Origin of the sequence: Peptoniphilus genitalis (genome assembly GCF_023614525.1) — a bacterium.
GTDB lineage: Bacteria > Bacillota > Clostridia > Tissierellales > Peptoniphilaceae > Peptoniphilus_A > Peptoniphilus_A genitalis.
Genome location: NZ_CP097885.1, coordinates 720,455 through 744,672 on the forward strand (window position 1 = coordinate 720,455; position 24,218 = coordinate 744,672).

Annotated in this window: 18 protein-coding genes; 3 read left to right on the top strand and 15 right to left on the bottom strand. The window is 35.8% G+C overall.

All coding sequences use genetic code 11. From position 1 onward, the window contains the following. Nucleotides 1-130: 130 nt before the first annotated feature. The 4 genes from rpsI to M9426_RS03505 all read right to left on the bottom strand — a co-directional run bounded on the left by rpsI (nucleotide 131) and on the right by M9426_RS03505 (nucleotide 2,864). Nucleotides 131-523, bottom strand: coding sequence for a 30S ribosomal protein S9 (gene rpsI / locus M9426_RS03490; RefSeq protein ID WP_005957842.1), 393 nt, complete (start codon nucleotides 521-523; stop codon nucleotides 131-133). 12 nt (nucleotides 524-535) lie between these two features. Beyond that, on the bottom strand, nucleotides 536-964 hold the full coding sequence (gene rplM / locus M9426_RS03495; RefSeq protein WP_005957850.1) for a 50S ribosomal protein L13: 429 nt from the start codon (nucleotides 962-964) through the stop codon (nucleotides 536-538). 105 nt (nucleotides 965-1,069) lie between these two features. Then, entirely contained in the window at nucleotides 1,070-2,575 is a 1,506-nt protein-coding gene (locus M9426_RS03500; protein ID WP_250342460.1) for a 4Fe-4S dicluster domain-containing protein, read from the bottom strand. Nucleotides 2,576-2,591: 16 nt separating this feature from the next. Next, a complete protein-coding gene (locus M9426_RS03505; protein WP_005957852.1) occupies nucleotides 2,592-2,864 on the bottom strand; it encodes an NAD(P)H-dependent oxidoreductase subunit E in 273 nt (90 codons plus the stop codon). A gap of 116 nt (nucleotides 2,865-2,980) precedes the next feature. Between M9426_RS03505 and M9426_RS03510 the strand changes: the two genes are divergently transcribed. Next, nucleotides 2,981-3,625, top strand: a complete 645-nt coding sequence (locus M9426_RS03510) for a Crp/Fnr family transcriptional regulator (protein ID WP_250342461.1) — start codon at nucleotides 2,981-2,983, stop codon at nucleotides 3,623-3,625. 44 nt (nucleotides 3,626-3,669) lie between these two features. Here the strand turns inward: M9426_RS03510 and M9426_RS03515 are convergent, their stop codons facing one another. The 9 genes from M9426_RS03515 to M9426_RS03555 all read right to left on the bottom strand — a co-directional run bounded on the left by M9426_RS03515 (nucleotide 3,670) and on the right by M9426_RS03555 (nucleotide 17,890). Further along, complete coding sequence (locus M9426_RS03515; RefSeq protein WP_148464719.1) at nucleotides 3,670-4,176, bottom strand: phosphatidylglycerophosphatase A family protein; 507 nt, start codon at nucleotides 4,174-4,176, stop codon at nucleotides 3,670-3,672. Between the two features lie 8 nt (nucleotides 4,177-4,184). Further along, on the bottom strand, nucleotides 4,185-4,682 hold the full coding sequence (locus tag M9426_RS03520) for a hypothetical protein (RefSeq protein WP_250342462.1): 498 nt from the start codon (nucleotides 4,680-4,682) through the stop codon (nucleotides 4,185-4,187). Nucleotides 4,683-4,690: 8 nt separating this feature from the next. Next, on the bottom strand, nucleotides 4,691-5,818 hold the full coding sequence (locus tag M9426_RS03525) for an FAD:protein FMN transferase (protein WP_250342463.1): 1,128 nt from the start codon (nucleotides 5,816-5,818) through the stop codon (nucleotides 4,691-4,693). A 499-nt stretch (nucleotides 5,819-6,317) separates the two neighbouring features. Continuing rightward, a complete protein-coding gene (locus M9426_RS03530; protein WP_250342464.1) occupies nucleotides 6,318-11,993 on the bottom strand; it encodes a G5 domain-containing protein in 5,676 nt (1,891 codons plus the stop codon). Between the two features lie 637 nt (nucleotides 11,994-12,630). After that, nucleotides 12,631-13,554 (bottom strand): branched-chain amino acid transaminase, encoded by a 924-nt coding sequence (locus M9426_RS03535; protein WP_250342465.1) that lies wholly within the window; start codon nucleotides 13,552-13,554, stop codon nucleotides 12,631-12,633. Between the two features lie 544 nt (nucleotides 13,555-14,098). Continuing rightward, nucleotides 14,099-15,106 carry an electron transfer flavoprotein subunit alpha/FixB family protein gene (locus M9426_RS03540; RefSeq protein WP_250342466.1) on the bottom strand — a complete coding sequence of 336 codons (1,008 nt, stop codon included), beginning with the start codon at nucleotides 15,104-15,106 and terminating at the stop codon, nucleotides 14,099-14,101. A 14-nt stretch (nucleotides 15,107-15,120) separates the two neighbouring features. Then, on the bottom strand, nucleotides 15,121-15,918 hold the full coding sequence (locus M9426_RS03545; RefSeq protein WP_005957298.1) for an electron transfer flavoprotein subunit beta/FixA family protein: 798 nt from the start codon (nucleotides 15,916-15,918) through the stop codon (nucleotides 15,121-15,123). Nucleotides 15,919-15,936: 18 nt separating this feature from the next. Then, the gene (locus M9426_RS03550; RefSeq protein ID WP_250342467.1) at nucleotides 15,937-17,079 is read right to left on the bottom strand and encodes an acyl-CoA dehydrogenase; all 1,143 of its coding nucleotides are present in this window, start codon (nucleotides 17,077-17,079) and stop codon (nucleotides 15,937-15,939) included. 376 nt (nucleotides 17,080-17,455) lie between these two features. Then, complete coding sequence (locus M9426_RS03555) at nucleotides 17,456-17,890, bottom strand: universal stress protein (RefSeq protein ID WP_070701366.1); 435 nt, start codon at nucleotides 17,888-17,890, stop codon at nucleotides 17,456-17,458. A gap of 240 nt (nucleotides 17,891-18,130) precedes the next feature. On the opposite strand from M9426_RS03555, the gene M9426_RS03560 reads away from it, so the two are divergent. Both M9426_RS03560 and M9426_RS03565 read left to right on the top strand, forming a co-directional pair. Continuing rightward, nucleotides 18,131-18,688, top strand: coding sequence for a TetR/AcrR family transcriptional regulator (locus M9426_RS03560; RefSeq protein WP_250342468.1), 558 nt, complete (start codon nucleotides 18,131-18,133; stop codon nucleotides 18,686-18,688). Next, nucleotides 18,675-19,709, top strand: a complete 1,035-nt coding sequence (locus M9426_RS03565) for a DUF2871 family protein (protein WP_250342469.1) — start codon at nucleotides 18,675-18,677, stop codon at nucleotides 19,707-19,709. Before M9426_RS03560 ends, M9426_RS03565 begins: the two co-directional genes overlap by 14 nt. Before the next feature lie 565 nt (nucleotides 19,710-20,274). On the opposite strand, the gene M9426_RS03570 is transcribed toward M9426_RS03565, so the two are convergent. Together M9426_RS03570 and M9426_RS03575 are read right to left on the bottom strand one after the other, a co-directional pair. Next, a complete protein-coding gene (locus M9426_RS03570) occupies nucleotides 20,275-22,590 on the bottom strand; it encodes an S-layer homology domain-containing protein (protein ID WP_250342470.1) in 2,316 nt (771 codons plus the stop codon). Between the two features lie 523 nt (nucleotides 22,591-23,113). Continuing rightward, a complete protein-coding gene (locus tag M9426_RS03575) occupies nucleotides 23,114-24,211 on the bottom strand; it encodes a SpoIIE family protein phosphatase (RefSeq protein WP_250342471.1) in 1,098 nt (365 codons plus the stop codon). Nucleotides 24,212-24,218: the final 7 nt, after the last annotated feature.

The following is a 24,218-nucleotide window of genomic DNA, read 5'->3' on the forward strand; positions in this document are numbered from 1 at the left end:
GTAGAAGTAATGTATAGAGAATTGGTCAAGAGCAAACATGCTTGATCTGCCATCAATCACTTTGCAAGTCGATTAGGTCAAGCAAAATAATAGAGCCCTCTTGCGAGGGCTCTTGTAAAATGATATAAAATTATCTCTTTGAGAATTGAGGAGATTTTCTAGCCTTTTTAAGACCGTATTTCTTTCTTTCCTTCATTCTTGGATCTCTTGTTAGATATCCTGCTTTTTTAAGAACTGATCTGTATTCAGGATCTACTTCTAGTAGGGCTCTAGCAACGCCGTGTCTAACAGCTCCTGCTTGTCCTGAATATCCTCCACCGATTACTTTTACGATTACATCGAATGATGCTTCTGTTTCTGTAAGTTCTAGTGGTTCTTTTGCAACTATTCTTAGTGTTTCAAAGTTAAAGTATTCTTCGATATCTTTACCGTTGATAATAAATTTTCCATTGCCAGGTAGAAGTCTAACTTGGGCGATGGATTTTTTTCTTCTTCCAGTACCTCTGTATTGTATAGTTTCCATTCTTACCTCCAATTAAAATTCATAAACTTCAGGTGCTTGTGCTGTGTGTGGGTGTTCGCTACCAGTGTAAACTTTAAGTTTTTTAATCATCTTTCTGCCTAGTCTGTTCTTAGGAAGCATTCCCTTAACTGCTAGTTCGATAACTTTTTCTGGTCTCTTTTCCATCATTTCAGCGTATACAACTTCTCTTCTTCCACCTGGGTATCCAGTGTGATATGCGTGAATTTTTTGGTTTAGTTTGTTGCCTGTCAATACAACCTTGTCTGCATTGATTACAATAACAAAGTCTCCACAGTCCACATGTGGTGTAAAGATAGGTTTTCTCTTTCCTCTTAAAACACTTGCAATTTCTGATGCTAATCTACCAAGGACTTTACCTTCGGCGTCGATAACATACCATTTTCTTTCAATTTCATTTGCTTTAGCCATGTAGCTTTTCAATGAATTTTCCTCCTAAATAGTTTAAAAATTATTCCGGGGCTTTTTAAACATGACACATATTTTAGACTATAAAGTCTATCTTGTCAATATTTATGGGGATTTTTCTTAAATACTTTCTCTTTCTTTTTCGATGTGGACATTTTCAAGTGGTGTTGGATAAGCTGAGTCCTTCTTGAATTTTTCAATTTGCTTCTTAACTCTGTTTACTGAAGCTATTGTTCCCACACCTGCAACACATCCACCAGGGCATGCCATACCTTCTAGTAGGTAGCCGTTAAGCTTGCCTGCCTTGGCGATTTTTAACATCTTCTTACATTCTGCTAGGGTGTGTGCTCCTTGGATGTGGATGTCTTTTTCTGGTGCAAGTTTTTCTGCCACTACCTTTACTGACTCGGCAACGCCACCTGCTATTGGGTAACCTCTACCAAGGGCTGATCCGTCGTCTACTACTTTTTCTACTTTTATTTCTGATGGTTCTATGTTCTTTGCTACGAACATTCCCATTAGTTCTTCAAAAGTTATTACGAAGTCTACGTCTGATTTTACTTTTGTATCTATGGCTTCAAGCTTCTTTGATGTACAAGGTCCTATGAATACTACTACTGCTTCTGGGTCCTGTGCCTTTATGTGGTTGGCTGTGTATCTCATTGGTGAGCCTGAGTCTGATACTTGTTCAAAGAATTCTGGGAATTCATTTCTTATCATGAGTGTCCATGAGAAGCAACAGCTTGTACCCATGAATGGGATCTCTTCTGGCACTCTTTCTAGGTATTCTTTTGCTTCGTGGAGTGTTGTTAAGTCGGCTCCAAGGGCAACTTCAAGTACGTCTTCAAAGCCAAGTTGTTTTATTGCTTCTATTATTTGTTCTGCACTTACGTTGGCACCAAATTGTCCTATGTAGGATGGTGCTATGGCTCCATATACTCTCTTGCCTGATTTTATTGCTTTTATTAGTTGGAAGATTTGTGTCTTGTCAGAGATTGCTCCGAAAGGACATTCTGCTATACATCTTCCACAAGCTACGCACTTGTCATGATCTATTTCTGCTCTGCCAAATTCGTCTGATGAAATGGCATCTACCCCACAAGCAGCTGCACATGGCCTTTCGTACTTCACTATTGCAGAATATGGACAAGCGTCATGGCATCTTCCACATCTTACACATTTATCTTTGTCGATAATTGTTCTATCTTTACCCATTGAAATGGCATTTACAGGACAAACATTTATACAAGGGTGTGCAAGACATTTCCTGCAGTTATCTGTTGTATAATAAGCCTTAGTTGGACAAGCTTCGCAACCAAACTTTATAACATTTATTAGTGGTTTCTCGTAAGCATTTGTATCAATATCAACCTTGTCAAAACCGTCAGTCACATTTTTAAATACGCCAATCTCTCTAACATCTAGCCCCATTGCTAGTCTAAGTCTTTCGTCGACAACTGCCCTTTCTCTAAAGATATCAGATCTATATCTTGCCACTTCGCCAGGTACTATCTTGTAACTGGACTCTTCTAGGGCAGAGATATCTAAATCATTGTAGGCAATTCTTGCAACTTCAGCAAAAACTTTTCTTCTGATGTCGACAAGTGTTCCATAAATTTCTTTCATCGTTTCCCCTTATTACTTATATTCTTAATTTATCAATTATTTTTGCACTAACTTCTTGTGCAGTAGCCTTTAGCATTATCTCGTCGTCTACGATGACAACAGGTGATGCTTCGTTGTTGTGAATCTTGCAATAGTTTAGACAATGTGCAAATTCAACTTCTAAGTTTTCAGCAGAACATAGTTCGGACTCTGGTCCGCACAAATGATCTTGTAAGTACTCTACTGCATCATAAATAGCATTAGCTCCCATAAGAGTGCATCTAGCACCCATACAAATAGTAACTTTCATATATCCTCCTCATCACTCTATAAGGATAGTTTAACATTTAACAATCATTTCTTCAATCATTATAATTAATTTATGATAATTATATTAAAAATGCTAAAATATAGGAGAGGTGTGACATGAAAGACATTGAAACTTTAAAAAATCTGGCCCTCTTTAAGGGTCTTGATGATGAAGAATTAATAGAAATAGAAAAATATTTGTCAGATGTGAAAACTTATGAGGCTAAAGAAATTATTTTTACTATTGGGGATGAGATAAATTATTTCGGAATACTTTTAAGGGGTAAAGTGGACTTGTCTCTTGAAGACGTCTTTGGCAACAAGGCAATCTTGTCAAAGTTAACTGGTCCAGCCCTCTTTGCCGAGTCAGTCCTAATTAAAGATGTGGGAGAGATCCCTTTGTCTGTTGTGGCAGCTTGTGACTCTGAAGTTGTTTTCTTTGACTACAAGACCTACAAGTCATCAGACTCAAGGTCTCTTATCAAGGTCCAAGACAATCTCATAAAAATCTTGGCTGGGAAAAATTTATTTATGCGTGACAAGTTAAACCTACTTAGTCTGCCTTCATCTCGTGCCAAAATTTTATATTTTCTTTCTAGTGAGGCACGCAAGAGGAAGTCAAAATATTTTACAATTGATTTTAACATTAGCGAGCTGGCACAGTTTATGAACTTAAATCGCTCTTCCCTATCTCGTGAACTTTCCAAACTAAAAAAAGAAGGCCTCATTGATTATGACAAGAAGACCTTCCGCATTTTATAAGTTTATTTTATTTTCTTTGCAATTTAAAATTTTGATTTGCAAATTTATTCTTTATTTTGATGGGCTACTCTTGCGCAGGCTGCTGCAGCTATGGCTGCCACCAAGTCGTCGGCAAAAGTAGTCACTCTTTCTACTTTTTTCTTTTCATCTAAGTCTTTGATTATGCCAATTTTTTTCTTGTCCAGATAACCAAAGTTTGTCAGACCAATTGTCCCATACATATTTACAATTCCAAGGGTAAGAATTTCATCTATTCCATAAAGACCCTCGTCATCTCTTATAATTGATTGGAGGGGTTCTGGTAACTTGCCTTCATTTGCCAAGTCGTCTAGGGCAAGTCCCGTTAGGATTGCGTGGATAGACTCCCTCTTCCTAACAACACTTTCCACACTCTCAAGGCATCTTTCCAGGCTCAAGTCATCAATATAATCTCCTTGCAACTTTTGCACAAGCTTTGCAATTTCTATTAACTCTATCCCAAAGTCCTCTAACCTCTTAACAGTAAGCTGGTAGAGTTCTTCCATGTCATATTTATATAATTTATCCTTCATAGGTCCTCCTATCTTCTTCTCATTTTTGCCCTATTCCTTCTTATCATCTTTGCTCTTGAAATCTTAATGGAAATCCCATAGATAAAACCAGGTATAAGACTTGCCACAAAAAGGCTTATGGGGTTGTAGGATATTCCCAAAATCTTAATAGCATAGACCTGAGGCATCAAAAAGAATTCCAATGGAAACTTCCAATAGGAGCCTCCCACTGACCTAGAGAAGACTTCTCTTCCCAGACCCACAAAGGCAAAGGCAAATAAAACTAGTCCAATTAGCCAGATTAAATTGCCTGCAAAAAAGTCCAAGCTCCTTGCATTTTTCTTTGATAGTCCCTTGCCAAAATTAAAATAGAGGATTAGGATTAGTCCCACTAAGATAACTTTAAAGGCAAGGTTGCCATAGACAAGGTTCCTCACCTGGCTAGACAAGTTAATTAAGCTAGCAACAGCGAAGGTTATAAAAACTATTAAGATGTGAAAAATTAATGCTCGAGTGTTATTTCTCATCTCAGGTCCTACTTATCTAAAAACTTGCTTGCGTTTTCTGTGGACTTAACATTCATGTCCTTGTCTACCCACACAATTCCTGCTCCAGTTTTATCTGACAATTCTTTTATTTCATCGTCAGTGGAATTAAAGGCAGCAGTTGATAAGAAGTCACAAAGTCCAGAGTCCTCCTTGATTACAGTTACAGATTTAATTTCGTGGGCTGGCTTCAAAGTATCAGGATCAATGATGTGACAGTATCTCACACCATCAAGATCAAAATATCTTTGGTAGTCGCCACTTGTAACAATAGAAGTGTTGGCAACATTTAAAGATGCTAAAACTTGGTTAGGGCTTTCAAGGTCTGGATTTTGGATTCCAATCTTAAAGTTGTCCCTGCCATCTGTTGGCTTGCCAATAATTCTAACATTGCCGCCAGCAGAAATTACGCAGGACTTAACTCCCCTATCTTCAAGTTCCTTTGCAACAAGTTCAGTTGCAAAACCCTTGGCAGTTGCCCCAAGGTCAAGTTCCATTCCCTTTTCAAGAGAAACTGTATGTTTCTCATCATCTAACTTAATCTTATCAATGTTTACAAGAGGACGTAACTTTTCAAGTTCTGCATCGCTTGGAAGTGCCTCACCCTTTAGGGCAATAACTTCTTCCTTAGTCTTGCCTCCCTCGTAAAGTTCCCTGTACTCATTCCAAAGCTTAGTCACAGGTCCCAAGGCAATGTTTGTATTGTGAGAAATGTTATTGTAGTCGTCAATGGAAGACTTTATAAGTTGGAACAAGGTGTCATCAACAGTCACTGGCTTGATGCCCGCATTATCGTTAATTGTCTTGACGTTTACAAGGTCTGGATAAGTCTTGTAGTTGTCAAAAAGTTTGTGAAGTTCTTCGTATCTTTCCTTAGCATAAACCAAGTTTTCCTTGGCAAAGCTATCGTCATCAGTGTAGATGGCAATGTGGACTACTGTGTCAAAAGTATCGTAAAATTCAATCTCTTGCTTGTCGCCATCCTTGTTGACTTCGACAGAAGCCACATTTTTGTTTGTATTTAAGTTTTCATTTTTTATGTTTCCGGCATTCTTGTCCTTGCAGCCAGATAAAATTAAAAGACCGCTAAGGCTTAGTGCCAATAAAGTTTTTTTCATAATATCACCTTTCTCTATAATACCATTTAAGTCGCCGTTTTTTCAACAACTTTAAGCTGGGGAGGTATGTGGCTTATCTCAATTTTCTTTACATAATATAATTTTTTTCTTCTATAGAATGAATGATTTATGCTTAACGATTTTTAATTAATTTATGGAAATTAAATTTTATATGTCGAGGAAGTCATTATCAAAATTTTTTCTCTTATTTATTGGTAGTTTATAAAAATTTATAAGTCTATAATCCTTCATAATGCCATAAGAACTTATAAGTCTATCTCCAACCATTAGCTTGTGAAAATTTATTGACTTGTCTACTCTTATAAGTTTATAAAAATTTGTAAAGCTCTTATTTCTCACTAAGTCCTAAATATTTATCATGTCACAAGCTCTTATGACTTTTTAATTTTTCATCAAATACTTTTCTTTGATTTAGTCCCACTTTCTTATAAGGTCATAAAAAAAGACAGCCCCAGGGACTGTCTCAAAAAATTATTTTTTATTCTTCATCTTCTTTTTTTCTCTTAAATCTACCTAATAGAAGTAATAGACCTGATGCAAGACCTGCTGATGCAGTTTCAAGTGCAAGACCAGCGTCGCCTGTCTTAGGAGCCTTGTCATCGCCAGCAAGATTAGCTTTGCCAACTTCGTTACCTACACGACTTGCTTCCTCATCTTCTTCTTTTTTAACTTGATTAAGAACTTTAGCTTCTTCAGTTTCTATTTCTTCATCAGCTTCTTTTACATTTTCAGCTTCCTTTACCTTTTCAGTTTCAGAAAGCTTAGGCTCATTTTCTTTTTCAAGCTTTGGTTTTTCAGGAGATTCTTGCGGTGGATTCTTTGAATCATCACTTGGATTTTCTCCTGGCTTATTAGGTGTGTTTTTACTTGGTTTTTCTGGATCTTCTTTACCTGGCTTTTGTGGATCTTCTTTGCCTGGCTTTTGTGGATCTTCTTTGCCTGGTTTTTGTGGATCTTCTTTGCCTGGCTTTTGTGGATCTTCTTTGCCTGGCTTTTGTGGATCTTCTTTGCCTGGCTTTTGTGGATCTTCTTTGCCTGGCTTTTGTGGATCTTCTTTGCCTGGCTTTTGTGGATCTTCTTTGCCTGGTTTTTGTGGATCTTCTTTGCCTGGTTTTTGTGGATCTTCTTTGCCTGGCTTTTGTGGATCTTCTTTGCCTGGTTTTTGTGGATCTTCTTTGCCTGGCTTTTGTGGATCTTCTTTGCCTGGTTTTTGTGGATCTTCTTTACCTGGCTTATTTGGATCTTCTGGAATTGGACATGTAGCTGGTTTTGTACCTACTACTATAATCTTATCCTTAGCTTCTTTAGTAATTTCTTCACTTCTGGATTCTTCTTCACTATTTTTAATCTTAATAGTAGTTATTTTTTCGCCAACTTCTCCCTCTTGTTCAACCTTATAAGTTCCAGCATCCATAGTCTTGTCTTCTTTTATTATAACTTTATAAGGAAGATCAGATTTAACTTTAATACTTCCATTAGTAACTTCTTTTTCAGTCTTAGTACCATATTCCCACACTTCATTAGTAGGCTCTTTAGTTTTTACAACTTTTGTTTCAAGCATTTTTGTTTCTTTGTTGAAAGTAGTTGTAATTGTATACTCGCCTGGAGTACCATCTTTGATTTTCTTTTTTGTACCAGCTTCAAGTTCAGGATTGTGATTAAATTCTGTATTATGTGGAATAGACTCTTTCTCAACTATTGGTTTTATACCAACCCTTATTACTCTATTTGTTGAATCTGTTTTTTCTTCTTTTGTTACAAGTTTCTTTTGGTCTTTGTCATAAGATGTTGTGATAGTTGTCTTTCCATTCTTACCTGGTGTCTTTTCTTCCATCTTTCCAGCTTCAAGGGTATCATCATATTCATACTCTGTATCGTACCCATTTTCAACTTCTGTAACAATTGGCTTTACACCAATTTTTATAACCTTATCTACAGGGTCTTTAGTTGTCTTGAATTCGCCCTCTTTAGTTTCAGTTACTTTACCATCTTTGATTACAAGAGTGTTTGTTCGTTCTTGTTCTCCTGGACTACCTTCAGTTACTACCTCTTTACCTGCTTCTATACTTTCATCGTACTCAATTCTAGTTTCGAATGGTAATTCTTTCTTTTCTTTTATTTCGTGGTTACCGTCATTAGTACCTTCGCCAACTAGGATAACCGCCTTCTTTGGTTGTTTAGTTACTGTTGGATCAGATGTTTCTGTTACCTTTGAATTAACGATAGTAAGAGTCTTTTCTTGTTCTCCCTTTTCACCCTTTAATTCATTTCCTTCATCATCTTTGGCATATTTCCATTCGCCCTTCTTAAGTGATGGGTCCTTTCTAACTTCTACTTCAAATGAAATTTCTTCCTTAACTTTTTCAGTTCCATTTGTTTTACCACCGATTTTAACAACTCTGTTTTGACCTGCTTCTTCAGTTTCAGAAGTTACAACCTTCTTTTGGTCCTTGTCATAAGATGTTGTGATAGTTACCTTTCCGTTCTTACCTGGAGTTACTTCTTCAGTCTTTCCAGCTTCAAGATTTTCGTCATATTGATATTCTGTGTTGAATGGTTTTTCTACTACTTTTGTAACTGGTTTTGTACCGATTTTTACAACTCTATCAGTAGCTTCCTTAGTTGTTTTGAATTCGCCTTCTTTAGTTTCAGTTACTTGGCCATCCTTGATTACAAGTGTATTTGTTCTTTCTTGTTCTCCTGGATTTCCTTCTTTGACAACTTCTTGTTGGCCAGCATCAAGGTTTTCATCGTATTTGATTACGGTTTTGTAATCTACAGCTTTCTTTTCAGTTACTTCGTGAGTTCCTTCAACAGTTCCCTTACCTACTTGGATTAGGGCATCTTCTGCGGCAACTTCTGTTACAGTTGGCTCTCCATCGACTTTAGAATTTTTAATTGTCCAAGTTGTTGTTTTTGTTCCAACCTTACCTGGTTTTACAATCTTGTATTCGCCTTTTTTAAGTGTATCTACTTCTTCAACCTTATATTTGAATGGTAGTTCTTCCTTGTGTTCTACCTTGCCTTCGGTATTTCTACCTACTTTGATTATTCTCTTTTTAGGAGCCTTAGTTTCAGTAAACTCACCTGTTTCAGTCTTTGTTACATTGCCATCTTCAATTGTAAGAGTGATGTCTCTCTTCTTTTCTCCAGCTTCACCTTTTTGAATTTCTTTGGTTTCGCCTGGAGCAAGGCTATCGTCAAATTGGATTTCAGTTTCAAATCCTACTTCAACCTTTTCTTCAATCTTGTGAGTACCATCATTTACACCTTCGCCAACGTGGATTAGACGTTCTTGTGGTTTTTCTATTTCTTGTTCTTCTTCTTTTGTAATTTTTGAATCTTCGATTGTATAAGTTACTTTCTTAGATCCTTTTTTACCTTCAGTGATGACTTTGATTTCGCCTTTTTTAAGCTTTGGATCTTTTTCTACTATTGTTTCAAAAGGAATCTCTTCAGTTTTTTCAACTTTTCCGTTAGTACCATAAGCCACGAATTGGACTTCTGTCTTCTTTGTACCTACTTCAAATTTTTCACCCTTGTCATCTTCTTCATAATAATGAGCTGTAACTGGTACGTTTAATAAGGCTCCGTCAATCTTCTTGCCTTCTTCTGCATTTGGCACTGTAGCTGTAACTTTACCTGTATCTTCATCTATAGAGACATTCCAAGTATTGCCCTTATCATCTGTGTATGTTGGAGAATCTAGGGTGTACTTGCCTGGTCTTCTGTTGTATTTATCTTCTGTATTTAGGATTACATCTGAAGAAAGCTTATCTCCTGACTTACCTGCCTGAGCATTATAACGAGCAGTCATGTTGGCTTTTTCTTTTATAACGAAGTAGGCATTGGCTTCTTCGGTGATGTCTTCATTTGGTTTTTGTTCATCTTCATAGTGGGCTATTACTGGTACAGTTAGCTTTTCTCCACCATCAAAGGCTAGTGGGTCTACTGGCTTAGCAGTAACTTGTCCTGATTCTTCATCAATTTTAACAGTCCACTTATTTCCATTATCATCTTTAGCGATTTTATTACCTGCTTGGTCAGTTTCTAGAGTATCTGGAAGAGAATATCTCTTTGGAGTTAGTCTCTTGCCATCTTCTGTTACCTTTGCAGGAGATGTTTGTTCTCTGGATGGAAAGTTAACTTGGGCATCGTATTCTGGCTTGATGTGTTCTGATTCTTGGACAACAAAGTGGAACCAGTGTACATCTTTTGAGCCGTTTGTGTAGGTGTACTCAACAGGAATTGCTACAAAGTCACCGGCCTTGGCTGATTTTGGTGGAGTGATAGTGAAATTTGCAATATCTCCATCCTTTAGTTCTACCTTCCATTGGTCTTCTTTTGCCTTGCCTTTATTCTCTTTTTCGATAAAGTCCATGATAAGCTTACCAGAAGCTTCTCCCCTGTCTTCAGCAGCATTCATTTCATCAGCTGACTTACCAGTACCACCTGGTTTTTCCGGATCTACAATTCCCACCTTAAATGGCTCGCCTGGTTTTACTGCTGATGATGTTACCTTAGATGTATCATCACCATTGCCATCTTCAAATTTTTGATCGTAGTATCTTGTATCGTCTAGGTTTAGCTTAAATCCACCTACAAGATTGTAGTGGTCATAGCGGTCTATGCCTTGCTTGTCGATTGTGACATTAGTTCCCTTATGGTTGATGTCGGCAGTACCAGCTCCTGAGCCTGTGTATGTTCCTGTTTCGCCAAATTCGTCTGGTGTTTCTGCTATTTTTTTAAATTCTTCTGCTGTTCTTGGACGGGCGAAGAATTTAACGTCTAGGTTTTGAAGAGCCTTGTAGTCAGGTGTGTTGAAGATTGACTTTTCATTAATGATAGTCTTACCATTTTTTTCTTTTTTAAGGGCGCCTTCCGGCATCTTAATGTGGATATTTCCATTATCTCCAATATAGGCACTTGCCCCCGGAACAATATCCCCTGTAATAGGGTTATAAACTTGGCCTACCAATCTTTTTTTGGCGTTGTCATCGATATTATCCACCTTAATGCCTGTATCGATATCTTGGCCTTGCACAAAGACTTTTTTATCATATTGGCCGTTTAATTTCATTAGCTCAACCTTGTCATTTTCATTTGGCCATGGGTTGACTTTGTAACCTAAGAGGAAGCTATCACCAAAAAACTTAACTCCTGGATTTTCTTTTGTGTAATTATCCTTCATACCAAAGGAAGTAGAGTCGTTGTCCTTGTTGTTGATATGCTCAAGGGTTTCTTTGCTAGCTCCATAGTTCAAGTTCCTTTGTGTTCTAGCAGCATCTATTATAGTGTTTTCATCTGGTTTGTAGGTTACATCAGGAGATCCAGGTGTTAACTTTTCACCCTTACCCATCATAGATTTTTCGCCTGGATCAACCGGTATATTACCTGAATCCGTAACATAAATCTTAGTATAGGTTCTTTGACCGGTCTTCTTGTCTATGGTGATTTGGTAACCATATTCAGTCTTGCTTGGTGATGTGTTTGATGGGTTTTTGAGTTCAAATTTAAAACCGTCTTTTTCTACCTTTTCATCAGTTTTACCGAGCGCCTGATTTGTATCTCCCGGTTGGAGGTCGGTTTCCTTATAACGGTTGCTTCCATCATAGTCTTTGATTTTCTTTTCATCTTCGCCATAATTCGGGTCATCTGCTTTTTGGATATGTTTATCTTCTTCTTTAGCAGCTTCACGTTCCCCAGCTTGTTGAGCTTGTGGTGTTTTTTCTTCACTCACTTCTAATTTGTCAGTTTCAGCTTGAGTAGCTTGTTCTTCTGCTGATCTCACAGCTCCAGCTTCATTAGCTTTTGAAACTTCAAGTGCAGTGGCATCTGTCTTTGCTGCAGAATTATCTCCTACTTCAGGGCTTCCTGGGTCTGTAGCTTTGTTGTCTTCTAAAAGATCTTCTTTTTTAGTATCTTCAAGGCTTGCTCTATCTTCCTTAGCTGCAATAGTTTCTTCAACCTTATTTGCACTAGGTGCATTATCCACGTTTTCTACTACAGCATGTGCAGCACTTGCTGCAGCTGTATCTATTTTAGATTCAGCCCCTGATGCTGCATCTACTTTTACAGACATGGATATTGACATTACTGTCGCCATAGAAAGTACGGCAAAGACCTCTTTACCATTCTTTATTGGGTTCTTCATTCTAATAAAATCTCCTTTTTAAAATATCTTTATAAAACTTATAAATAATAAGTAATTCAAACAATAAAAAAATCCGTATAATTTAAGACTTCAAATTTACGGTTATAGTTTACCTCTATTGTCTCGTATTTTATATTATACCAATTGAATCCCTAATCTAAGCATTTTTACGAAAATTTAATATGATTTCTTTAATTAATTCTGGTTTTTTATAAGTTTATTGTATCTTCTTCTTTTATAAGCCCCGTTATATTAATAAATAATTGTTTTTATTTCTTCTTTTTTGAACTTTTATTTTTTCTTCTTTCCCTATTTTATCGGATTTTATTTTCTCTGTTAACTTTATTATATCCTATTAAACTATACTTTATTAAACCTAAGATTGTATTTTTATTTTTTATTTACTTTTCGAAAATCTTTTTAATTTTGTCTCTAGACTGCTTGAATTAATAATTTTTTGTAATACTATTTTAATTTTGTAGATAAAAGTCAGTGTAAAATTGTTCAAGCTAATTCCACATCAAATATTTATTTTTATTTTGTATTGTCATATTACAAGATTTTTTCTTACAAATTTTAAGCAATAAAAAAAGTCAGTGGACTGATCCACTGACTCATATCTTATAAGATTTAAAATCTATTTTTCGTAAACTGGTCTCAAGGAATCCATGTATTTTGGATTTCTACCATGTGTTAGGTCTGCGAAAAGTTTTTTAAGTTCTAGACATACCTTGCCTGGCTTGCCATCAGAAACTTTGATGTCGTCAACTTCAACTACTGGGGCAACTTCCATAGCTGTTCCTGAGAAGAATACTTCATCTGCGTTGTAAAGTTCTGTTCTTGCAACAGATTTTTCCACACATTCGATTCCAAGTTCTTCTTTTGCAAGTTTCATTACAAGATCTCTTGTGATTCCTTCTAGGATGTCATCTGATGCTGGAGGAGTCATTAATTTTCCTTTCTTGTATAGGAAGATATTTTCTCCAGGTCCTTCACATACAAAGCCATTTCTGTTTAGTAGGACTGCTTCGTCGTAACCATTTTTTGTTGCTTCAAAGGATGCTAGGGCTGAGTTTAGGTAGCCTGCTGTAGCCTTTGTTCTAGGTGGCAACATGTTATCTGCTATTCTAACCCAAGATGATACCTTTACTTTGAAGGCTTCTTTGTCTATATATTTTCCCATAGGTTGTAAGTAAATAACTACGCAGTCATCTTCGTGTCCGTGTAGACTAATTCCAACTGTTTTTCCGTCTTTGTAGGCAATTGGTCTGATGTAAGTTGTTTCTCTAAATCCATTTTTTCTTAGAAGTTCGATTGTGTAGTCTGCTAGTTCTTCTGCTGTGTAGCCCACTTCTAGGTTGGCAACCTTAGCTGATTGTAAAAATCTTTCATAGTGTTCTACAAGTTTAAAGGCGTAAAGTTGTTCTTCTTCTTCGTTCCAGTAGGCACGAATTCCTTCGAAGACTCCTAGTCCGTAGTTAACAACCTTGGATCTAATGCTTATAGACACCTTTTCTTCTTCTACTATTTCCCCATTATAAAATACATATGATTGGTTCATCTTTCTTCCCTCTCTTTAATTTTTATTTATTTTTAAGTTGATTTTCTTTATCACGCTACTTAAAAATATTAAAATGTATTTTACCACTTTTAAGTGCAAAATTCTAGTATTATAAAAAAACTTTATTTGTCTTTTTTCTTTTTTAAATTATTTCTTTGATACAAATTTTTTTGATACTATGGATGCATTTGGACCCAGTAATTTTTTTTTTAATTTTTACTAAGTTCTATTAGCTTATGAGTCAAAATTTTTTTACTTCCCTATAATTTTTTATAAAGTCATAAACTTTCACTCCTTCATAGTTTTTTATAAAGTCATAATTTTTTTACTACTTAATAGTTTTTTATAACTTTATAGTCCCTTCCTACTTAATAAATTTACATAGCTTCCTCATTTTTAAATTTTCACATCTTATAACTATGTATTTATTAATAAGTTATTAAAGACCTCTTATCTCTTAAGTTCTACAAAAGCCATAATTCTTTGCAGCAAAAAAGAGACTACAAGTTTGTAGTCTCTTCTTATAATTAAAATTTAATTTAGATTAAATTTCTGCTTTAATTCTTTGTTCTCTTTCAATAGCTTCGATTAGTTTTGGAACAACTGCGTTGATGTCTCCAACTACTCCAAGGTCAGCAACTTCAAAGATTGCTGCTTCTGGGTCCTTGTTAACAGCTATGATAAGGTCTGAGTCTTCCATACCTGCAACGTGTTGGATTGCTCCAGAGATACCCATTGCGAAGTAAAGTTCTGGTCTAACTGTCTTACCAGTTTGTCCAACTTGGTGATCTTTTGTGATCCAACCAGAGTCTACTGATGCTCTTGATGCAGAGATTTCTGCTTCTAGCTTGTCAGCAAGTTCTTGAAGTGGTTTGAATCCTTCTGGTCCACCGATTCCACGTCCACCAGATACAAGGATCTTAGCTTCTGTGATATCTTTCTTGTGAGATTCTTCTTTTGCAATGTCAAGAATTTTAACATTCATGTCAGCATCTGTGAAGTCAACTTTGAATTCTTCAACTTCGCCTTTTCTTGATGTGTCGTTATCAAGTGCTTGCATTACGCCTGGTCTTACTGTAGCCATTTGTGGTCTGAAGTTTTCACAAACGATAGTAGCCATTAGGTTACCACCAAAGGCAGGTCTTGTCATCATAAGGTTTTTAGAATCTGGATCTATTTCTAGTTTTGTACAGTCAGCTGTAAGTCCTGTGTGAATTCTTGCTGCTAGTCTTGGAGCAAGGTCACGGCCTATTGATGATGCACCGTAGATTACGATTTCTGGTTCTTTGTCCTTGATAATTTTTGTTATTGCCTTTGCGTAAGGTTCAGTAACATATTCTTTTAGCATAGGATCTTCTACTACGATAACCTTGTCTGCACCGTGTCTAATAAGAACGTCTGCGTGATCTTTTACTTTTTCGCCTAGTAAAACACCAACAACATCTTGTCCTAGGTCGTCAGCAAGTTCTCTTGCTTTTCCTAGAAGTTCTATTCCAACTTTTTCAAGTTTATTGTCTCTTTGTTCTATAAATACAAATACATCTTTACTCATTTTTAAACCCCCAATTAGATAATATACTTTTCTTGAAGTTTAGCAACGATAGCTTGAGCTGCTTCGTCAGCAGTTAAGTCAGTTAAAAGTACGCCCTTACCTTTACCTTGTTTAGGGAAAGATTTTCTAACTTTTGTAGGTGAACCCTTAAGTCCTATGTTTGCCATGTCAAGTTTGTCTTTAATATCTTCTAGACCCCAAACTCTGATTTCTTTTTGGTAAGCTTCAAATACTTTACCAATTGTCATATATCTAGGTTCTGCTAATTCTGCGATTGCAGTAATTAGGCATGGGAATTTAATATTAATTGTGTGGTATCTGTCTTCGAATTGTCTCTTAACTGTGATACCTTTTTTGTCATCGTCAAGTTCAAGTTCTTCTACATAAGATACTTGTGGAACTCCAATGTGTTCTGCGATTTGTGGTCCAACTTGTGCTGTATCACCGTCGATTGCTTGTCTACCACAAATGATTAGGTCAAAATCTAGGTGTTCAAGTGCTGCAGTGATTGTACAAGATGTTGCCCATGTATCAGCTCCACCAAAAGCTCTATCAGATACTAAGATTCCATCGTCAGCGCCCATTGCAAGTGCTTCTCTTAGTGCTTCTTGAGCTTGTGGAGGTCCCATTGATAATACTGTTACGTGGATATCTGGATTTTCATCTTTAAGTCTAAGTGCAACTTCTAGACCTGATTTATCATCAGGGTTTATAATACTTGGCACACCGTCTCTAATAAGTGTATTAGTAACAGGGTCAAGTCTAACTTCATTAGTATCAGGTACTTGTTTAATACATACTACTATATTCATTTATATTACTCCTTCCGATTATTTAACGCCCATCCAGCTAGATACAACCATCTTCATTACTTCAGATGTACCTTCGTAAATTTCTGTGATCTTAGCATCTCTCATCATTCTTTCTATTGGATAGTCACGAGTGTATCCGTATCCACCGAATAATTGTAGACATCTTCTAGTAATATCACTAGCTGCATTAGCTGCAAATAATTTAGCCATTGCTGCAAAGTGTCCGTAAGGAAGGCCTGCTCCCTTAGCATCTGCTGCTCTATAAACTAATAGTTGAGCTGCTTCTGCAGTTGTCTTCATATCTGCAAGTTCAAATTGAGTGTTTTGGAATTGAGAAATTCTTCTGCCGAATTGTTTTCTTTCAGTAGTGTATTTTACAGTTTCATCAATTGCACCTTCAGCAATTCCTAGTGCTTGAGATGCGATTCCAATTCTACCACCATCAAGTGTCTTCATAGCGATAGCGAATCCCTTACCTTCTCTTCCAAGAAGATTTTCTTTTGGTATTCTACAGTCTTCAAAAATAAGTTCGCAAGTAGAAGATCCTCTGATACCCATCTTGTCTTCTGGTTCACCAACAGTGAATCCTGGAGTTCCTCTTTCAACTATGAAAGCTGAAATTCCGTGGTTACCCTTAGATCTGTCTGTCATTGCAATAACGATAAATACATCAGCAAATCCAGCGTTTGTTATAAATATTTTTGAACCGTTAAGTACATATTCGTCTCCATCAAGTACAGCAGTTGTTCTTTGACCACTTGCGTCAGTACCAGCACCTGGTTCAGTAAGTCCGAAAGCACCAAATTTTTTACCTGCTAGTAAGTCTGGTAAGTATTTTTTCTTTTGTTCTTCTGTTCCGTTTTCATAGATTGGAGCACAGCAAAGTGAAGTGTGAGCTGAAACAATTACACCAGTAGTAGCACATTTCTTAGAAAGTTCTTCTACTGCCATAGCGTAAGCTAGGTAGTCAGCACCTTGTCCACCGTATTCTTTAGGAAATGGTATTCCGAAGAAACCATATCTGGCCATTTTTTTAACATTTTCCATAGGAACTTCTTCAGTTGCATCTACATCAGCAGCAACTGGTTCTACTTCATTTTCAGCAAAAGCGCGATACATTTGTTGTAATAATAGATGTTCCTTATCCAATTTTAAATCCATTTAAAATCCCCCTAACAATAATTTAAAGAATGTTATTTAATTAACATACGTTATTTCTATTATAACATTCTGTCTTCGTTTTTCAAGACTTTCTTTATTTAAAAACTTTTATTTAAAAACAATTTCCTATTTGATAAAAAATAAACTATTAGTAAATAATTTATGGTTTTTTTGTAATTTTTAATAAATTTTGAAATCTTTTTTACCTTGTCTTATCTTCTAACTTCACTTCTTTAAAAATTTTTAAGTCCTTGTGACAAGGTTTCTATAAAACTTAGTCTAAGCCACTCAAAAATTTTACAAATAAAAATCAGGGACAAGCCCTGACTCTATTTATTTGCCCAAAAATAAAAGGACGGAAAACCCGTCCTTAATTTTAAATATCTGCCTTAACAACAAGAACAGATTTCTTTGAATGGTTAATTACCTTATTTGAAACTGAGCCAAGGAGTGTTCTTGAGAAAGCACCAAGTCCCCTGTTGCCCATGATAATAAAGTCTACATCTTTTTCTTCGGCAAACTTACAAATTTGTTCACCAGGATTGCCTGAAGTGTAAAAAGTTTCTACTCCGTGTGGATAACCATTTAAATCACTTTCAGCATCCTTAAGTATCATTTCAGCTCTTTCAACATTTGCCTTATCAATTTCAAGTGTGAAGTTGAAGTTAGCTGGGTATTGCTCAAAAATAGAAGTTTCTGGTGTCACTGTGAGGATAAGTAGTTCAGCGCCTAGCTTTTCTCCCATGTCTCTTGCAACGTCAACTGATTTTTTTGAACTCTTTGATCCATCAATAGGTACTAATATTTTCATCTCTTGCCTCCTATTTATTTTATATATTTCTTTCTAATTTTATTATACCCTAAGAAGGGAAGATTTAACATAACAAATTACTTCTTTATAAAAGTAAAGTGATGAGTCTTTGTTTAATATAAAATTATTTTTAAAACTTACAAAATTTTTGACTTAAAAACTTTTCTAAAAAAGTTTGACAAATATTTTAAATAGATTTACTATTAAGTCAAGTGACATGGTGTCACTTTAGGAGGTAATATGTCAAAGAATACTTTTAATAACTTAGATGAAGAGAGAAAAGAAGAAATTTATAAGAGCCTCAGGGAATATTTTGAGGAAGAGGACCTTAAGAAGATCAGTGTCTCTGGCATTGTCAAAAAACTTGATATAGCAAGAGGTTCTTTCTACCAATACTTTGAGAGCCTTGAGGATTGTTACGACAGTCTCCTTCAAAAGGAAACTGGTCAGGTCCACCACAAGTTTTATTTTCTCTACAAGGAAAATGGCGGCGACCTTGAGAAGACTCTCTGGTCCTACAAGGATTATTTGTCAGAAGAACTCTACGACAAAAATTTAAAAAAATTATATGTGCCTAAATTTTTCTTGTTTGAAGATTCCTTTGTCAGTCATGGCAAAAACTTTTTGATGGAAAAATTGTCGAGAGACAACTACCACCGCATGGTCTTCACCATGGCCATCTTCCACCAGCTTCTAAAGGAGTCCATAACAAGGGACTATACAAAGGAAGAATTTTTGGAAATATGTGACACCTATATCAAATGGTTGTTAGGAGGTATAAATAATGAATCAATTTGAAATATTTTTTGACGGGCTCTATCTCAGTCTTGTCATCTTTTTGGGCATAAGAATGCTTTTAATAAATCACAGGGACAGCTTGACTCTTGGAGCAATGACTCTCCTACTTGGACTTGGCGACTCCTTCCACCTAGTCCCAAGAATTATTGCCAATGTCATGGACAATGGTTTTGCAATTAATTCAACTTCACTCTTTGTTGGGACTAGGGTTTCTTCTATTACAATGTCAGTTTTTTATCTCTTGTTCTATTTTTACATCAAGAAGGCAAGGGATTTAAAAAACAAGGGCCTTGACCTCACAATGCTTGGTCTCTTTGCACTAAGAGTGGTAACAGTCTTTATTTCCTTTAAGGGAGATGGAAGCATGGATCTTATTTCCAACCTTCCTTTTGTCATAATGGGTCTAGTTGACATAGTCCTCTTATTTAAAAATAGGAGCCGAGAAGAATTTAGGAGACTTTACATTTATGTCTTCTTTAGCTTCCTCTTCTACATCCCTGTAGTTTTATTTAAGAATACTTATCCTAGGGTTGGAATGCTAATGATGCCAAAGACTGTCATGTATGTCCTAATTGTCCTAAAGCTTTATAAGAACTTGCAAGATGATTTTGTAAAGAGGGACCTCATGGAGTATGCCTTTGCCTACCTCCTATCAGGTATCCTAGTTGGGGCGTCTTACAGGGAATTGGGAAAAGTCTTTGAAGTGACAAAGTATATGTCACTTGCCCACACCCACTTAATTGTTCTGGGCTTTGCCCTTCCAGGAATTTTTTATCTCTTGGTCAAAAACTCAGACCTTTCTGATGAAAAAATAAAAAAATTATTTAACATTTACAACCTTGGAACCTACCTTGCCTTCACGTCTATGATTATCCATGGTCTTGTAGACCCACATCTCCCTATGCGACTAACGGAGATTGGACTTATATCTATTAGTGGGGTTGGACACATTCTTCTTACCATTTCCATTGTCCTACTGGGTGTAAATGCCTTGAGATCAAAGGAAATTAAGGCAGCTTAATAAAGAGAAAAATCTGTTGGGAAAGCAACAGATTTTTTTGTGTCATATTTTATTGTCGGGTGATTTTTTATATTTTTTGTTTTTTATTTTCAGATTATTTTTAATTTATAATTTCTTAGAGCCTTCATCTTATTAATACTTGATATTTTATCCTTATCTTCAACTCATCTTTCATTTAACAATTTCTTGCAAGTGTAAATTTTTTATATCCTTATAAAAATCTCTAGCTTTAAATTTAATTTTAAGCTTATAAATTTTTTCTACTTTCCATTTATTTTTCATCTAATAAATTATTATCACTTTATAAATCACTGTCACTTTATAAGTTTTTATCACTTCATAAATTCTCGTCATTTTATAAATTTTTATTTGCTCACAAATTTTATCACTATAAAAATATTTATTCTTAAAAAAATACTAAACTTTTAATTTATTTATCGCCCTACAATTTTTTCTAGCTACAATTTATCTTCCACTCCATAAATTCTTATGACCCTAATCACTATCATTCCTTATAAAAGAGCAAAAAAATAAGACGGCCTAAGCCGTCCTATTATAATTTAATTTATTGCCAAACACTTACGTCTTCAGCCTTGTCACCCTTAACTGCATTGTGTCCATTGGAAGCGTCTATGATTTGATAGTATGCCCAGTGGCTCATTGGCACGTCAGAGAATTTCTTCAAGCTATTTGTGTTCACATTTGTAAAGGAAGTTGATTTAGTGTTTCTTCCAAATACAGAGTTAAGAACTGTAACAGCTTCGGCTCTTGTAAGTTTTTGATCTGGTTTAAATGTTCCATCAGGGAATCCCTTGATTTTCTTGTTGCCATAAAGTTGGTCTATTGCATTAGATGCCCAGTGACCCTTAACATCCTTGAAGTTTGAAGATCCTGGATAACCATCCTTAACAAATACAGCAATCATTTGTGCAAATTCTGCCCTAGTGATTCCTTGGTTAGGTTTAAATGTTCCATCAGAATATCCACTGATGAAGCCCTTAGATACTGCGAAGTTGATTTCGTCAGAGTACCATTTATTATTAGCATCCTTAAACTTAGTTGTTGGGTTCTTAGGAAGTTCTTTTCCTTCGTTAACAAGTGTTACAAACATCCTAACAGCTTCTGCCCTTGTAACTTCCTTGCCTGGTTTAAATGTTCCATCAGGATAACCTGCTATATAAGAAGGTGAGTTTACCTTAGCAGCAACTTTTGCTTCTTGTCCAGCAACTTTAACTTCAGTAGATCTTGAAGTCTTACCAGATTCCTTAGCTTCAACCTTAATAGTTTCGCCAGCTCTTAGTTCTCTATTTAAGCTGATATTAAAGATACCAGTTGAACCTGCACTTGCTCCACCAAGTCTTGTTCCATTTGAATCATAAACAGTTACATCTGCGTAAGCACCTGCGTTACCTCTTACAAATTTTGCTCCAGCAGAAACATTATTTACAACTGGAATCATTGAGTAACTAGAGTCACTTACATAAGTTCCATTTACATAATATTCAAGACTTCTTGAAGTTGAAACTCTTGGAGAGTTCCAAGATACCTTGAAGTATCCATCAGAATCTATTGTGTCAGATCCTAGGTAAGTTCCATCGTCATAAACATAAACTGTTCTGTTCTTGTAACCCTTTAGGTAACCAGATGTTGAGTAGTTTGACCTTGAAATGTCTGTTGGATAAACTCTGTGGTCGTACTTGTTGGAATACCAGTCACGTCCATAGTATCTTCCATTGTTGTAGTAGTATCCATCTTTCCAAAGATTCTTTTCTGCTGAGTAGAAGCCAGATTTTTCTGCAACTAAGTCAGCCTTGTAATCTCTGTATCTTCTATAATAGTTTGAATATCTTATATAATTTCTCTTACCGTTCTTGATGTAGTAGTAATCTCCGTCAGAGTCTTTATAAACTCTGTAGCCATCATAGTAGCGGTCTCCATTTCTGTAATAGTAGTCGTCATCATAGTATCTGTAGTCATCGTAGTATTTGCCTAGATAAACTTTAAATCTACCATAAGCATCAGTTTCATCAGTATAGCCTGTTTTTGATCCGTCAATCTTTAGGGTAACTGTAGCATCTTTAACAGCTTCTCCTTTAGAAGTAACCTTACCTGTTACATAATTTCCATCATATTCAATGTCAGAAATATAAAGATCTTCCTTAGTTGGAACTGCTGGCTTTTCTTCTTCCCATTTAGCGTAAAGATTTGTATTTTCGGTAATTTCTGTGTCGAAATTAAATCTATTTACAAATACTCCGTCGTCTGTGTACCAACCTTTAAAAGTATATCCCTTTCTTGTTGGAGCAGTAGGTTTTGTAGCAGTTTTTCCTTCTTCAATAGTTTGTGTTGCTACTGTACTTCCACCCTTTGAATAAAATGTAACATCAAATTTTTTAACTTCTGGTGCTTTTTTAGTGAATTTAGCATAAATTATTCTGTCAGTATTAATTTCTTCTGTTTTTGTAAATCCAGTAGTTAACCCTTCATCAGTATACCAACCACCAAATACATAACCTTCTTTTTTTGGTTCCTTTAAGTTTTCGGCAGGAATTGCTTCTCCTTTATTTACATCTATTGGTGTGCCTAAGTCTTGGATTGTTTTTTCAGCTTTTCCTTCTTCAACTAGTACAGCTTTAAATGTAACTTTCACTATCTCTTTAGCTGGAGTTAGAGGTGTCAATTCTTGACCAGCTTTTTGGCCACCAGTTTCTCCTCCTGATTGATCAGTTGGATCAGCTTCGTTTTCTTGTGCTACTGCAACAGGAACTGTTACATCAGATAATTCTAGTTTTTCACCTTCATCATCTGCAAATACATTGAATGGTATTGAGGTTACCATTACTCCTGCGAGCAATAGTCCTAATATTTTCTTGTTTCTCATATGTTTCCTCCTATCTAAATATTTCCGTTAAAACATTTTCCTTAAAGCTATTATACCCAAAACAATGAAAAATACATTAGAATTTACAATTTTTTAATAAATTTAATTCTTTTGTAATATTGGAAGGACAAACCTATGCAAATATATTTTTTGCGTAAATCTTTTGTCAAAACTTATAATTAATTATCAAGCTAATTTTCTTTTCTTCTCTATAAATAAATTTTCAATAAGAAAAATAAGTTGAAAGAAAAAAATTTTTTAAAAATTATTCCCTATCTACTCCTAATTTAGATCTCTCTAAAGTTTCTAAAGCTCACAAAAAAATTTATTTCTTATTTATAGAGCGAAAAATAATTTTAAATAAAGGAGAAAATAATTTTCAAACTAAATAAAAAATCAAAAACAAATCCAAAACCATCAACAATCTTTATAAAATTTTAAATAAATCAAATAAAATAAGACAAGAAAAAAGGCAACCCTAAGATTGCCTTAAATATTTTATAAAATTTTACTTCTTAACATCTTACCATACACTCACAATAAGCATTGATATATCGTCCACTTGTGGGCTGTCTGTAAATTCTTCTAATTCCTTATTTATATATTCCAGGATGTCACTATTATATTCTGAAATTATGTCCAGGATTTTCTCATGGCCAAAAACTTCTTTCTTAGCATTCCTCGCCTCTTCCACCCCGTCAGTCATAAAGAGGAGGTAGTCGCCAGTGTGGAGTTTTATCTCCTTCTCTTCATAGTCTGGCTTGGCAAAAAATCTTGAGATTGGATAACCTCTGGACTCAAGGCTCATTGATTCCCTGTTCCTTACCATAAGGGGAAGGGGCAGGTGGCCTGCATTGGAAAAGGTGAAGGTCTTCTTTTTCAAATTATAGACCCCATAAAAGCAAGTGAAATAATTTTCTATCTCTAGCTTTAGGCCGGTGAACCTCTCGCATAGTTCTGTCAAAGTTTCTCTTGGCGATCTTTGGCTTGTCTTGTCCAGGGTCCTCACCATAGACTTGATAAACATAGTCACCATAGATGCCGCAAAGCCATGGCCCACTGAGTCTGCTATGTACATTCCTATGTGGTCGTCATCAATTTGAAAGACATCGAACATATCTCCACTTAAAATTGTCGAAGGCTTGTAGAGGTAGTTGACCTTTAGATTTTTTATGAAGCCCTTGTCGGGAAGGACCTTTCTTTGGATAAGGGAGGCCGCATTGGTTTCGTTGGTCATGAACCTATTCTTGTCTATAAGTTCCTTTTGAAGTTTCCTTGCCATAGTCACGTTCCTAAAAACTTCTACAACACCAAGGATTTCCCCCTTCTTGTTAATTATTGGCGAGCACTTAACTGAAAAGACCATGCCCCCAATATTTTCTTCCCTTTGGATGACTTCGCCACTAACTAGGGCTCTCTTGGTGATCTCAGGGTCAAAGAGGTCTTCTCCCAATATGCAGACTTTCTTTTCTGGGTCATAACCCAAGAGGTCTTCCATGGCCTTGTTTACAAAGACTACTTTTTCATTGTAGTCCAGGACCCTAACAAGGTCTGCAATGGCATTTAAGACCTGAAAGTCTATGTTTTCGTCAATTTTCTCTCTTTCCATTTTGTTTACCATGAGTTCA

Bases quoted from the DNA above. Each gene is read 5' to 3' on its own strand.
- rpsI (WP_005957842.1), bottom strand. From the start codon at position 523: ATGGAAACTATACAATACAGAGGTACTGGAAGAAGAAAAAAATCCATC.
- M9426_RS03500 (WP_250342460.1), bottom strand. From the start codon at position 2,575: ATGAAAGAAATTTATGGAACACTTGTCGACATCAGAAGAAAAGTTTTT.
- M9426_RS03505 (WP_005957852.1), bottom strand. From the start codon at position 2,864: ATGAAAGTTACTATTTGTATGGGTGCTAGATGCACTCTTATGGGAGCT.
- M9426_RS03510 (WP_250342461.1), top strand. From the start codon at position 2,981: ATGAAAGACATTGAAACTTTAAAAAATCTGGCCCTCTTTAAGGGTCTT.
- M9426_RS03515 (WP_148464719.1), bottom strand. From the start codon at position 4,176: ATGAAGGATAAATTATATAAATATGACATGGAAGAACTCTACCAGCTT.
- M9426_RS03520 (WP_250342462.1), bottom strand. From the start codon at position 4,682: ATGAGAAATAACACTCGAGCATTAATTTTTCACATCTTAATAGTTTTT.
- M9426_RS03525 (WP_250342463.1), bottom strand. From the start codon at position 5,818: ATGAAAAAAACTTTATTGGCACTAAGCCTTAGCGGTCTTTTAATTTTA.
- M9426_RS03530 (WP_250342464.1), bottom strand. From the start codon at position 11,993: ATGAAGAACCCAATAAAGAATGGTAAAGAGGTCTTTGCCGTACTTTCT.
- M9426_RS03535 (WP_250342465.1), bottom strand. From the start codon at position 13,554: ATGAACCAATCATATGTATTTTATAATGGGGAAATAGTAGAAGAAGAA.
- M9426_RS03540 (WP_250342466.1), bottom strand. From the start codon at position 15,106: ATGAGTAAAGATGTATTTGTATTTATAGAACAAAGAGACAATAAACTT.
- M9426_RS03545 (WP_005957298.1), bottom strand. From the start codon at position 15,918: ATGAATATAGTAGTATGTATTAAACAAGTACCTGATACTAATGAAGTT.
- M9426_RS03550 (WP_250342467.1), bottom strand. From the start codon at position 17,079: ATGGATTTAAAATTGGATAAGGAACATCTATTATTACAACAAATGTAT.
- M9426_RS03555 (WP_070701366.1), bottom strand. From the start codon at position 17,890: ATGAAAATATTAGTACCTATTGATGGATCAAAGAGTTCAAAAAAATCA.
- M9426_RS03560 (WP_250342468.1), top strand. From the start codon at position 18,131: ATGTCAAAGAATACTTTTAATAACTTAGATGAAGAGAGAAAAGAAGAA.
- M9426_RS03565 (WP_250342469.1), top strand. From the start codon at position 18,675: ATGAATCAATTTGAAATATTTTTTGACGGGCTCTATCTCAGTCTTGTC.
- M9426_RS03570 (WP_250342470.1), bottom strand. From the start codon at position 22,590: ATGAGAAACAAGAAAATATTAGGACTATTGCTCGCAGGAGTAATGGTA.
- M9426_RS03575 (WP_250342471.1), bottom strand. From the start codon at position 24,211: ATGGTAAACAAAATGGAAAGAGAGAAAATTGACGAAAACATAGACTTT.